This window comes from Actinophytocola sp., from assembly GCF_035634895.1.
GTDB lineage: Bacteria > Actinomycetota > Actinomycetes > Mycobacteriales > Pseudonocardiaceae > Actinophytocola.
In genome coordinates this window covers 14,669-28,492 of record NZ_DASQCC010000068.1, presented here as the reverse complement: position 1 = coordinate 28,492, position 13,824 = coordinate 14,669, and the positions used below count along the sequence as shown (strand labels likewise).

4 protein-coding genes are annotated in these 13,824 nt (G+C 74.2%); all 4 read right to left on the bottom strand.

Annotated elements, in window-relative coordinates:
• Positions 1-2,928 (bottom strand): amino acid adenylation domain-containing protein (locus VET29_RS09950; RefSeq protein ID WP_324918016.1); only part of this gene is annotated, 2,928 nt, incomplete at its 3' end.
• 1 nt (position 2,929) lies between these two features.
• Positions 2,930-9,514, bottom strand: coding sequence for a non-ribosomal peptide synthetase (locus VET29_RS09945; RefSeq protein ID WP_324918012.1), 6,585 nt, complete (start codon positions 9,512-9,514; stop codon positions 2,930-2,932).
• Between the two features lie 55 nt (positions 9,515-9,569).
• Entirely contained in the window at positions 9,570-10,763 is a 1,194-nt protein-coding gene (locus VET29_RS09940) for a cytochrome P450 (protein WP_324918009.1), read from the bottom strand.
• A 56-nt stretch (positions 10,764-10,819) separates the two neighbouring features.
• Entirely contained in the window at positions 10,820-13,807 is a 2,988-nt protein-coding gene (locus tag VET29_RS09935; RefSeq protein WP_324918005.1) for a M14 family metallopeptidase, read from the bottom strand.
• Positions 13,808-13,824: the final 17 nt, after the last annotated feature.

Here is a 13,824-nt window from a genome sequence, read left to right as displayed (position 1 = left end):
CTTCCACCCGCTCTGCTGGGTGACCTTGACCTGGAACAGGGGGAAGCGGCCCGCCCTGCGTGGCGGGTTCACCGCCGCGACGATCCGGTGGAACGGCAGCCGGTCGTGCTCGTAGGCGTCCAGGCACCGCCCGCGCACCAGCGCCAGCAGCTCGTCGAAGGTGGGCTCCCCGCCGGCCGGCAGCGTGAGCCGCACCGGAAGCTGGTTGACGAACGTGCCGATGAGTCCCTCGCTGCCCGGCCAGGACCGGTTGAGCGAGTCGATCCCGAGCACCAGGTCGTCGGTGCCGCACAGCCCCCGCAGCACCGCGTAGAACGCGGCGGTCACCGCCATGAACGGGGTGGCCCGCGCGGCGCGCGCCACCTGTGCGACCGCGTCGGTCTCCCACTCGGTCAGCTCCCGCACGACGTGGTGTGCCGTGAAGTCGGGGCGGGTCCGGCGCGGCCGCGACAGCGGCAGCTCGATCACCGGTTCGGCGCCTTCGAGCGCACCGGCCCAGTACCGCTCGCACGCCTCGCCGTCCGGCCCGGCGAGCCAGCGGCGTTCCTCGGCGACGTAGTGCGCGTAGGTGGTCTCGGGCGGCGGCACGGCGCGGTCGCCGGCCAGATGGCGCCGGTAGTAGGTGGCGATCTCCTCGCTCAGCACCGCGATCGACCACCCGTCGGCCACCAGGTGGTGCAGGACGAGGAGCAGGACGTGGTGGTCGGGCGCGACCCGCGCGAGGCGGGCGGTCATCAGCGGCGGACGCGCGGTGTGCACGGACAGTCCGCTGGGTGCGCCCGGGTCCACCTCGCTCGCCGGCACCTCATCGAGGGTGATCTCGGCTGTGGGCCAGACCGTGCCCGCCGGCACGCCGGCCACCTGCGCGAAGACCGTGCGCAGCGGTTCGTGGCGGGCGACGACCGCGTTCAGCGCGTGCCGCAGCGCCGCGGTGTCCAGACTGCCGCGCAGCGTCAACCGCAGGCGGATGACGAGCGGATCGCGTCCGGGGTGGAGTTGTTCCAGGAACCACAACCGTTCCTGCCCGGAGGACAGGGCGCCGGGCAGCAGCTCGGCGTGCTCGGCCGGGTGTTCGGCCTCGCCCGCGGCGCGCAGCACCGCCAGCAGTCCACGGGGCGTCGGGTCGGTCAGGAAGCCGCGCAGGGACGCGCCTTCGGCGTCGAAGCGCTTGCGGGCCAACGAGACGAGCCGCATCGCCAGCAGCGAGTCACCACCGAGGGCGAAGAAGTCGTCGTCACCGGCCGCCGGGGCCGCGAGCACCTCCGCGAAGACGGCGCGCGCCTGTGCGAGTGTCGGTTCGGGCCGGTCAGCTCGTGCCGGCGCGGCCGCCCGCTCGGCGGCGCCGACGGCCGCCCTTTCGGCGAGTGCCCGGTGGTCGACCTTGCCGGCGCGACCCGTCGGCAGCCGGTCGAGCACCGTCACCTCGTGCGGGACGAGGTAGGCGGGTGCGGACGCGCGGACGGCGCGGAGCACGTCGTCGGCGTCGAGCACGCCGGCGCCCGCCGAGGTCCTGCCCGGAGTCACGAACGCACGCAGCCTGCCGTCGGCGAACACGCTCGCCGCCGTCGCCACGCCGGGCACGGCGAGCAGCTGCGCCTCCACGTCCCCGAGCTCGACCCGGTGGCCCCGGATCTTGACCTGGCGGTCGCGCCGGCCGTGGTAGTCGTACGTGCCGTCCGGCGCGCGGCTGCCGCGGTCGCCCGTGCGGTAGAGCCGCGCACCGGCCCGTCCGGAGAGGTGGTCGGGCACGAACGCCAGCGCCGTGCGCACCGGGTCGGCGATGTAGCCCCGCCCCACCCCGGCACCACCGACCAGCAGATCGCCCTCGACGTCGGCGCCGACCGGCGTGCCGCCGGCGTCCACGACGTACAGCCGGGTGTCCTGGATCTCCGCGCCGATCGGCGGGAACGCCCGGGTCGCGCACTCCTCGCGGGTGACCATGTGGTGGGTGACGTCGTCGGAGCACTCGGTCGGGCCGTAGGCGTTCACGACGGGGATGTCCGGGCAGCAGTCGTACCAGCGCCGCGCCAGCCGCGCGGGCAACGCCTCCCCGGTCGCGACGAGGTGGCGCAACGTGCCCAGGCCGGCCCGCAGGCCGGCGTCCTCGGTCAGCTCGTCCACGAGCACGGCGAGGAACGACGGCACGATCTCGAGCACCGTCACGCCGTGCCGCGCCACCCACGCCACCAGCTCCGCGGGCTCGGCGAGGTTCGCCGGCGACGCGACGGCCACCCGCCCGCCGACCGTCGCGGCGAGCAGCGTCTGCCACACGGAGATGTCGAACGACAGCGGCGCGGTCAGCCCGATGACGTCCGCCGCGCCGAGCGCGAGGTCGTGCCGTTTGGCCGCGAGGTGGTTGACCATCCCGCCGTCGGTGACCATCGCGCCCTTGGGGCTGCCGGTCGACCCCGACGTGAAGATGACGTAGGCGAGGCCGTCACGCGCCCGGGGCGGGACCTCCGGGACGGCACCGGGCGCGCCGCCCCCGGCGGCGGCGAGCACCGTCGGCCGGCCGGCGCCGGCGACCTCGGCCGCGTACGCCTCGTGTCCCGGCTGCACGAGCAGCGCCCGCACGTTCGCCGTGCGGCACATCCGCTGGGCGCGCGGCACGGGAGTGGCCGGCTCGACCGGCATGAACGCGGCCCCGGCACGCAGGACGCCGAGCACCATCGCGACGTAGGCGGGCCCGCGCTCGGCCACGATCGCCACGACCGACTCCGGGCCGACCCGGCCCGCGTACCCGTCGGGAGCCCCCGGCGGGACCTCCACCGCTCGCAGCGCGGCGGCGTGGGCGGCCGACGCGCGGTCCAGCTCGGCGTAGGTGATGCCGACGCCGTCGGCCACGACGGCGCATGCCGCGGGAGGAGCCACCGCGAGGCGGGCGTCGAACCCGGCCAGCGCGTCCGGGGACACCGGTAGGACTGTCATGTCAGCTCCTCTCGACGTCCCCGACCGGGACGGGGTCCGGGTCGCGGAGCCGCTCGAGCGCGTGGTCCCCGGCCGCGACGAGCGCACGGAGGGCGGCGGGCAGGCGGACGGTGAGCGCCTCGACGTCGGCGTGGTCGTACCGGTCGGTCGCGTACCGGTAGGACACGAGGTAGCGCCCGTCCCGCTCCTCGACGTCCACGGTCAGCGGGTAGGGGGCGGCGGCGGTGTCGACGTCCACGATGTCGGTGGTCAGGCCGTCGAACTCGGCCGGGCGGCCGGGTGGCTGCATCACGAGCACGACGTCGAACGGTGATCCGTCCCCGCCCGGTGACGCGGGCAGCAGCGCGACGAGCTCCTGGAACGGGACGTGCGCCGACCGGTAGGCACGCAGTGCGGCGTCGCGGGTCCGGCGCAGGGCGTCGGTGACCGTGTCGGTGATGGCGACGTCCACGGCGAGGACCGACACGTTGAGCAGCGGCCCGACGATCCCCCGCCACTCCGGCCGGTCGCGCTGCGCGATGAGCGCACCGAGCAGCACGGTCTCCCGAGCCGGGCCGCCGCTGTGGACCAGGGCCGCCAACGCGGTCGCGAAGACGAGGTAGGACGTGGTGCCGGTCCGGCCGGCGAGCTCGCGGACGGCGGTGGCGAGGTCGTCGTCGAGCCAGCGGGAGATCCGGCCGGCCCCCGGTGGCACCGGCGGCCCCGAGCGGGCCGGCAGGGGCGAGCGGGCCACCGGCCCGGTGACCGCGTCGCGCCAACGGGCCGCGATGGCGGACCGGTCCTGTGCCGCCCACCACGCCTGCTCGTCGTGGCAGTAGTCCGCGAAGCCGTACTCCCGCCGGGGCGCGGGGCCGTCCCCGCCGCGGACCCGCTGGTTGTAGGCGTCCGCGAGGTCGGTCAGGAACACCGTGAGGGACCAGCCGTCGCACACGATGTGGTCGATGGTCACGAACAGGCCCCAGTCCTTGGGTCCGAGCCTGGCCAGCAGCGCGCGGAACGGCAGCTCCCGGCGGGGGTCGCCGACCCGGTTCGCCTCCTGCGCCAGGACGCGGTCGAACACCTCGGTGCCGAACTCCGCCACCGCCCCACGCAGGTCGAGCCGGGACAGGGTGAAGTCCTCGACCGGCCGGGGTGTCCAGGTCAGCGCCGCGCCGTCGGTCGCGAACCGGGCGAGCAGGACGCGGTGGCGGTCGAGCACGGCGCGCAGCGCGGCCTCCAGCGCGGCCTCGTCGAGCACGCCGTGGAACCGCAGCACGCCGGGCATGTTGTAGGTCGGCCGGTCCGGGTCCATCTCGCGCAGGAACCAGAAGCGTTGCTGTGCCGCGCTCGCCGGCACCGGGCCGGCCGGGGCCGGGTGCACCGCACGGGCCGGGGTCGCCGGGTCGGCCTGGCGGACCGCGGCGACGAAGTCACGCAACCTCGGGTTGCGGAACACCGCGTCCACCTCGAGGTCGACGTCCAGGGTCTGCGCGACCCGGTCGATCATGGTGAGCGCCACCAGCGAGTGCCCGCCGAGAGCGAAGAAGCTGTCGTCGAGGGAGACGGTGTCGCGGTCGAGGAGGCCCGCCCAGATGGCGCGGACCGTGGCGGCGAGCGGGTCGTCGGTGCGGTCGGTGCCCGCGTCGCCGGCCGTGCCGGGCGCGGCGAAGTCCAGCGCCGGATAGTCCACCTTGCCGTTCTTCGAGCGGGGCAACCGGGGCACCCGCACGAGGACGGTGGGGATCATGTGCCGGGGCAGCAGCTCGGCGAGCGCGCCGCGGAGCCGCTCGTCCTCGTCGATCCCCAGCACCTCCGGCTCGCCGGGGCTCTCCCGCGCCGCGCCGAGGTAGCCGACGAGCATCGCGCCGGTCGCGCCGCGGTGGACCTTGACCGCCGCCTCGCCCACGCCCGCGCACTCGCGCAACGCGGCCTCGACCTCGCCCGCCTCGATCCGCTGGCCGCGGATCTTGATCTGGGTGTCCGCGCGGCCGAGGAAGTCGACGTCGCCCGCCGCGCTCACCCTGCCGAGGTCGCCCGTGCGGTACAGGCGCCCACCCGGCACGGGCGAGTACGGGTCGGGCACGAAGACCTGGGCGGTGCGCCGCGGGTTGCCCCGGTAGCCCCGGCCCACCGCGCCGCCGCCGACGTGCAGGGTGCCGACGACACCGGGCGGCACGGGCACGAGCTCGGCGTCGAGCACGTGCACGGTGGTGTTCGCGAGCGGCCGGCCGACCGACACCGTCACCGGCCCGGCCTCGCCCGATCCGCACAGCCCGGCGGTGACGTCGTCGGTGCACTCGGCGGGGCCGTAGGCGTTGTGGACGGGGACGTGCGGCAGCTCGCGGACCCAGCGGCGCAGCACGTCGTGGGTGAGCGTCTCACCGGTCGACAGCATCACCCGCAGCGCGCCCGGCTCCGCGGGCAGGCCCGCGTCGAGGAGCGCGACGATGTTGGCGGGCACCAGCTCGAGCATGGTCACACCGCCGTCGACCACGGCACGCAGCAGCCTGGCGGGTGACTGGGCGACGGGGTCGGGCATGATCCGCACCCGCCCGCCGAGCATCAGCGGGGTCAGCAGCTGCCACACGGAGATGTCGAACGACACCGGCGCGGTCTGGGCCACGCAGTCGTCCGCGCCGAGGCCGAAGTGCTCGGCCAGCTGCCACATGTGGTTGGTCACGCCGTAATGGGTGGAGACCGCGGCCTTCGGCAGCCCGGTCGAGCCGGAGGTGTGGATGATCGTCGACGCGCCGTGGTCGGGGCACACCCGCGCCGGCCGGGTCGCGCTCCGCCCGGCGGCCAGCTCGGCCATGTCGAGGGGTGCCGCCCCACCGGCCTGCCGCGTCGCCGCGGTGAGCAGCGCGCTACCCGCCTCGCTCGCGACGGCCGCGGCGGGCGCGACCGCGGCGACCATGGCGGCCGCGCGCCGCGGCGCCTCCCGTGGGCTGATCGGCACGTAGCACCCGTCGGCCTTGTGGATGCCGAGCAGCGTGACCAGGTAGTCGACGGACCGGTCGGCGCAGACGACGACGCACGCGTCGACCCCGACGCCCGCCGCGCGCAGCCGCTCGGCCACGTGGTTGGCCCGCTCGTCGAGCTCGGCGTAGGTGAGCCGGACGGCGCCGTCGTCCACCGCCACCCGGTCGGGCGTCCGGTCGGCCACCTGCTCGAACGAGTCGAGGTAGTTGCCCGGCCGCCGCACCTCCGGGCCGGTGGCGACGGCGACCCGCGCGGCGATCTCGGCCGGGGTGAGCAGCGCGAGCGCACGGACGGCGGTGTCCGGACCGTCGGCGAGCGCGGTCAGCAGCGTGCGGAACGCCGAGGCGAGGGTCCTCGCCTGCCCCTCGGTCACCTTCTTCCGGTCGTACTGGACGTCGAAGCGGAGGCGGTCGCGGCGAACGGCGACGTTGAGCCCGATGTCCGACTGCGCCGTGTGGTCCGGCAGCGGGTGGCCGTGCAGCACCGCGCCGCCGAGGGGGACCGCGGCGTCCGGGTCGCCCATCACCGCGGCCGCGGCGTCCGCGCCGCCCGGCAGCGCGGTGGTGTAGTACGAGAACATCGCCTGGAAGATCGTCCCGGCCGCGGTCGTGCGGTCCGGGTTCACCAGCCGGGTGATGTGCGAGAGCGGCAGTTCCTGGTGGTCCATGACGTCCAGGACGCGTGCCTGCGTCCGCCGGGCGAACGCCTCGAACCCGTCGGCGGGCGCGAAGACCGAGCGGACCGGCAGGACGTTCACCAGGTAGCCGACCCAGGACGCCAGCCTCCGGTCCGCCCGTCCGGCGGTCGGCACGCCGACCACGAGATCCCGCTGGCCGGTGACGCGGTGCAGCAGGACCTGGTAGGCGGCGAGCAGCACGTTGTGCAGAGTGAGCCCGGACGCACGGGCGAACCGGCCCAGCGCCGCGGTGGTGGCGGCGTCGACCTCGAACGACAGGGCCTCGCCCGGTCCGGCCGGCTCGGCCGGGTCCGCGACCGGCAGCGAGAGCGCGGGCAGCTCACCCGCCAGTTCCGCCTGCCAGAAGGCACGGAGGTCCTCCCCCCGGCCGGCCAGGACGGCCCGTTCCAGCTCGGCGGGTGAGGTGTCCGCCGGCACGGCGGGCAGGTCGCCACCGCACGCGGCGGCGAGGTCGGCCACGATGACCGCCAGGGACGACACGTCGCACACGATGTGGTGCAGCGACACCACGAGCAGCCAGTCGTCCGCCCGCCGCAGCACCGCGGTCCGCAGCAGCGGATCGTGCTCGAGGTCGAACGGCCGGGTGGCGAAGTCGCGGTACCAGGCCCGCTCGTCCGCCGGCGACCAGGTGGTGGCGTCGAGGGTCTCGACCGAGACCCCGTCGCGGTCGCGCAGCACCGCGCGGGGCTCCCCGCCGCTGGTGACCACCGCGAGGCGCAGGCTGGGGTGGCGGCGTGTCACGGCGTCGAACGCGGCGGACAGCGCGGTGGTGTCCACGTCGCCGGTGAGCCGGAACGCGCGGGTGACGTTGTAGTCCGCGCTGCCGGGGAACGCCCGGTGCAGGAACCAGAGTGCCCGCTGCGCGGCGTTGAGCTCGACGCCGTGCGCCGCCGGCGCGGGCTCCGGCCGCACCGACGGTGGTGCCGACGGTGCTGCCGCCGTGGCGATCGCGGCCAGCTCGGCGATCGACTCCGCCCGCAGCGTCGCGGTCGGGCCCAGCTCGATCCCCAGTGCCTGCTCCAGCTCGTGCCGCAGCTGGGTGGCCGTCAGGGAGTCCGCGCCGAGCGCGGCGAGGGAGTCCTCGGCCGCGGGGCGCTCCGGCAGGTCCAGGACCTCACGCAGGTGGTCGCGGAGCACGTCCACGCACGCGCCGGCCCGGGCGGCCCGGTCGGCGGGCAGGGCGGCGAACCGCGTGGCCAGGTCCGGCCCGCGCCGACCGGTCCGCACCGGCGTGTCCGTGTGCAGGGCGGGCAACTCACCCGCGAGGAAGCGCCGCCGGGCCGCGTGCCGCTGGACCTTGCCGCTGGAGGTCTTGGTGACGGTGCGGGGCGGGACCAGGACCACGGTGCGCACGGTGACGCCGTGCGCCCGCGCGAGGGTCGTGCGGATCCGGGCCGCGATCTCCGCATGCCGTTCCGGCGGGGTGCCGGGCCGGACCTCCTGGCACACCACGACGGCCTCGTCACCGTCGTGCTCGACGCCGAACACCGCGCCGCAGCCGGGCCGCACGGACTCGTGGCAGACCGAGACGTCGGCCTCGAGGTCCTCCGGGTGCACGTTGCGGCCCCGCTGGACGATCAGGTCCTTGTGCCTGCCCTCGACGTGCAGCCTCCGCCGGTGCACGAAACCGAGGTCGCCGGTACGCACGAACGGTCCCGGCTCGCCGGGCAGCGTGACGCCGAAGGTGGCGCCGCCGGGGTCGCCCCAGTAGCCGGAACCGTTGCTGGGACCGGAAACCAGGATCTCGCCGGTCGTGCCCTCGTCGACCGGCGCGAGCGTGGCGGGGTCGGCGATCCGCACGGTCGCGTGCGCGGGCAGCGGGTACCCGACGAGCTCCCGCGCGGCCTCGCCGTCGGCCGCCGTGCGCGCGCGGCCCGCGGCCAGCGACGCAGCGGCGAAGGCGCCGGTCATGGCGCCGACCGGGTCGGTCGCGTCGGCACGCGCGGCGGTGACGAGCAGGGTCGCCTCGGCCAGCCCGTAGCAGGGCATGTGGGCGGACGGCCTGAACCCGACGCCGGCGAACGCGGCCGTGAACGCCCGCAGCGTGCGCGGGTAGACCTGGGCGGCGCCGTTGAACGCCACCCGCCAGCTCGACAGGTCCAGCCCCGCCCTGTCCTGTTCGGACACCTTGCGGACGCACAGGTCGTAGGCGAAGTTGGGACCGCCGCTGATGTCGGCCCGCTCCGCGGAGATCGTCTCCAGCCAGCTCGCCGGCCGCCGCACGAACGACAGCGGGTCGAGGATCACGCCCCGGCCGCCGGTGTAGAGCGGCTGGAGCATGCCGCCGATGAGCCCCATGTCGTGGTGCAGCGGCAACCAGCTCACGATCGTCGAGTCCGGCGTGACGCCGAAGGAGGCGCGGATCGCCGCCTCGTTGGCCAGCAGCGCGCCGTGGGACACCACGACGCCGCGCGGTGTCCTGGTCGACCCGGAGGTGTACTGGAGGAACGCGACGTCCGCACCCGTGAGGGCCGGCAGCGGCCGCGCCGCGGCGGTGGTGTCGAGCGCGTCGACGAGCAGCCACTCGTGGTCGGTGCACAGCCGCCGCAGGTCCTCGTCGGCCGCGGCGAGGTCGCGCAGGAAGGACGTCGAGATCACCGCGGTGATCCCGCAGTCGTCCGCCACCGCGAGCACCCGGCGGCGGGTGTTCTCGTCGGCGGGCAGCGGCATCGGCACCGCGATCACCCCGGCCTCGAGGCACCCGAGGAACGACACCGCGAACTCACGACCGGGCGGGAGGACGATCATCGCCCGGTCCCCCCGCGCCATCGACGCGGCGAGCACCCGCGCCATCTCGTGGGTGCTGTCGACGAGCTCGCCGTAGGTCAGCTCGACCCTCGGCGCGCCGGGCGCGGTGGGTGCGAAGGCCAGCGCGACCCGGGACGGCGCGCGCTCCGCGTGGCCGCGGAGCCTGCTGTGCAGCGTGTCCACTTGCGACTTCCCTCCCACTCAACCGGTCCCGGTCCTCGGCGGCGCCGGCGCCGCGTCAGCGCCAGTCGACCCGCAGCGTCAGCTCGTTCGCGCCGAACACGAGGCGCGGGTCGAGCAGGCGGCTGGTCCCGTAGTCGATCGTGATCGTCCGCGCCTCCTCGAGGAACCGCCGCAGCGCGATGTTGATCTCCATCCGCGCCAGCGGGGTGCCGAGGCAGAAGTGCGCGCCGTGCCCCAACCCGATGTGCTGGTTGGGCGACCGGGCGATGTCGAAGATCTCCGGGTTGGGGAACTTCCTCGGGTCCCGGTTCGCGGCGGCGAGCCAGACCGAGACTCCTTCGCCCGCGGGGATCTCCTGCCCGCCGACGGTGACCGGCTTCACCGTCTTGCGCGCCACGCGGGTGGTCTGGGCGCGGAAGCGCATGACCTCCTCGACCGCGGACTCGAGCAGGTCCGGGTTCGCCCGCAGCCGGGCGAACTCGTCCGGGTGCTGGTCGAAGCAGATGACCGAGTTGGCCAGGGTCTGCGTCGCGGTCTGACCCGCGGTGAGGTTCAGCGAGATGAGACCCGCGATCTCGGCGTCCTCGAGCCGCTCACCGTCCAGTTCGGACTGGACGAGCCTGCTCGTCAGGTCGTCGGTCGGGTTCTTCCGCCTGCTGCGGACGTGCGCGTGCAAGTAGTCGCGGATCACCCTGGTGTTCTCGACGACCTCCTTGACCCCGTTCTTCGTCTGCGCCGGGTCGGTCAGCGACATCAGGGCCTTGGACCAGTTGCGGAACAGCACGTGGTCCTCGGTCGGGATGCCGACCATCTGCGCGATGGTCGTCGACACGATCGGCGAGGTGAACTCCTCCATGTAGGCGAAGGTGTCCTTCTGCCGGACCTCGCCGAGGAACTTCTCCACCGTCGCGGTGACCATCGGCTCGAGCCCGGCCACGTACTTGGGCGTGAACGCCTTGTGCACCAGGCCACGCAGCTGCTGGTGGCGCGGCGGGTCCATCCAGGACAGGTTGCCGACCCGGTACAGCTGCAGCGGTGACTCCTCGGGCAGTGCCACCGCTAGGTTGTTGGAGAACGCGCCGTGGTTGGACAGCGCGTGCACCGACTCCTGGTAGCCGAAGATGTGCCAGCCGCCGCGGTCCGGGTCGCGCCGGACCGGGGTGTGCGCGCACATCGCGTCGAACCAGGCGGTGAGCTCGTCCTCGTCCGCCGGCGGACTCGTCCATTCCGGCGCTGTCTGCGTGGTCACGTGTGCCTTTCCCTTCCATGGTCCGGATAAACGGTCCGGATGAGCGGTCCGGGTGGTCAGCCGAGCAGGTGTGTCATCGACCGGCCGACCAGGTCGGTCAGCATCGCGGGGTCGGTGAGCCGCTCGGCGCCGAAACCGAGGTAGACGGTGTCGTCGGTGACGATGCCGGCGCCTTCGGCCAGCGCCTCGTCGCTGCGGGTCCAGTCGTTCGCCGGTGGCGCGCTGCCGGCCGGCGGCCCGGGGACGGTGAAGCCGTCGAGGCCGTCCTCGAACGAGGTCCGCGCCGCGGGCGCGCCGTCGAGCGTGACCGCGGCGTCGTCCACGAACACACCCGCGCCCTGGTTCTCCCAGTCACTGATGTAGGACAGCGACAGCTCGACCTTCTCGCCCTTGTACGCGCTCAGGTCGACCGTCCACTGTTGCCACCCGCCGGAGTCCCCGGAGGCCGCGTGCCACTCCCCGGTCGTGCCGGTCGGACCGCACTCGGCGTCCTGGTAGTGCTCGATGAAGGGGTGGATCTCCCGCAGGCCGTCGGCACAACTGTCCCCTGTGGACGATGAGGTGTGGCCCATGGTGTCCGGGAGCGTGGTCCAGTCGTCCTCGCCCACGGTGTGCGCCTCGACCGTGAAGAAGTCCCAGTCGGCCTCGGTGCTCATGGACACCCAGAAACTCAACGCGCCAGCGGACTTCCCGGTGAGGTCCACCGTGGTGCTGAGCCGTTTCCAGGACAGGTCGGCGATCCCGCTGTAGGCGTCCCACCCGCCGGTGTGCGGGGCGAACGGTTTGTTGGGCCGGTCCCAGCCGATCGCGGCGGAACTGGCGAACTGCGGGAACCGGTCGCGGCCCAGCACCGCCGACGTGGCCAGGAACGAGGACGTGTGGCCGGGTTCGAGCGTGGCGCTGAACCCGTCGAACGCGCCGCCCCGTCCCGTGAGCGCGTAGGGCCGGCCCGTCGCCGGGTCGGCACCGCCTTCGTCGAACGGCACGTAGGCGCCGAGGTAGTACTGCTGGAAGTTGTTGTACGCGGGCACGCATCGCGCGTCGTCCGGCGCGGGGCACTCGCCGAGGTCCGGGTCGGGCTGGTAGGCGTACCCGCCGTTGCTGTTCTGGGCGTAGGAGGCGTACGCGCCGGTGTGCAGCAGCTTGCCGCCCTCGTTGAGGTAGTCGCGCACCGCGAGCTCGGTGAGGACACCGCCGCGCGAGATCGTCCCGCCCGGCTGGTCGGCGTTGCGCGGCACGACGTCATCGCCCGTCTCCCAGACGACGGCGCGGTAGTGGCCGAGGACGCCGAGGGGGTCGGGTGGCACGCGGCCGTTCGCGTCCATGTCGTACACGTCCGCGGAGTAGCCCGCGGCCGCCAGCGCGGCGACGTAGGCGCTCGCGTACTTGGCGGTGGTGCCCTGCTGTGCCGGTGCCGCACCGGTCACGTCCTCGGTCGCCAGCACCAGCACGTCGCCGCCGATGTCGCCGGCGACCGTGTACGTGAACTCCGCGCTCCGCGCGCCGCGGGTGGTGAACCAGACGGTGACCCGGTCCCCCGGTGCCGTGCCGGCCACCGTCGCGCGCATGCGGTGGTAGTGGGCGTCGTAGTCCTTCCCGTAGCGCTCGCCGCCCTGCCACTCCCCGGTGTCGGCCGACACCTCGCGGCCGCCGTTCACGCGGTAGTGCAGCCGCACCGGGCCGAGCCTGCGTTTGACGTCCACCTGGACCGGTTGGTCGGTGCCGTAGCTGACCGGGAAGTCGTCGACGACGAAGTCCGGCGCGGTGGTGCCGAGGTGGCTCACGGGATCCGCGGGTGTGCGCGCGGACCCGGCCACATCCATGGCGAACGGCAGGTTCTTCTGGAACTCCGCCTCCACCATGGCCTCGTCGTCGGGGAAGACGAAACCGCAGCCGTCACAACCCTCGTCCAGCTCGATGAGCCACGAGAGGGTGCCGTAGGTGCCGTGGGCGTGGTCGGAGAGCTCACCGTTGTCCGGTCCCACCGACGGGTCCGAGCTGAACCCGGGGATGGCCGGGTTGCCGTAGTCCCCGGACAGCGCCTCGTAGACCGGGTCGTCGATCGTGTGTTCCGGGATCTGCCACCGCGACGGGTAGAGCATCTCCGCGCCGTAGGAGTGGTAGTTCACCATGAACGCGAAGCGGATCCGCGCGAGCAGGCGGTCCACCGCGCGCGTCTCCGGCTCGCTGTTGGGCGCGGGGCCGCGGTACTTGTCGCTGCTCGGCAGGCTCGACGCGCCCTCCTCGTCGTAACCGAAGCGCGTCGCGAAGTTGCGGTTGAGGTCGACCCCGTCCGCGCCGGTGATCCTGCCGTCGCCGTCGTTGTCGCGGAGGTTCTTGCGCCACAACCGGTTCCCCTCGGTGAAGGTGAAGTCGTAGCCGTCGGGGTTGGCGACCGGGACGAACCACAGCTCTGTCCCGGACAGCAGTCCCCGCAGTCCTCGCTTGCCGGCGAGCACGTGCTCCAGCAACCGCATGGTGACCTCTGTGGAGATCCACTCGCGGGCGTGCTGGGTACCGAGGTAGAGCACGGCCGGCCGCGCACCGTCCCGGGTGGTCCGCGCGTTCGCGGTGACCTTCGCCGCCAGGATGTCCTTGCCCTGCGTCGACTTCCCGATCGAGGTGAGCCGGACGACGTCGGGGTTCGCGGCCGCGAGCCGCCTGAGCTGGTCGGCGATGCCGCCGGGCTCGGAGTAGGAGCGCCACACCTGGTACCCGCCCGCGGCCTGTTCGGCGGCCGCCGTCGCCTGGGTGCGCCCCCGCGCGTCCCGCACGGGCCGCGGGTCGAGGTGGAGCTTGCCGAACAGGCCGGCGTCGGCGGGGGAAGCCACGACCTCGACCCGCTCGCCGGCGCCGCTCGGCCGCGTCCTCACGACGTCCACGCCGAGTCCTTCGAGCCGGTCACCGGTGCCCGCCGCCCCGGTGACCTCGTACAGCTCGAGCCCGGGCCCGCTCCGCTGTTGGCCCGCCTGCGCGCCCGCGGCTGGCACGGCGGCGCCGAGTCCGAGGACCACGGCGATGATCAGTGGGGCACGTCGTGCCAAGGCGGATGTTCCTTCCA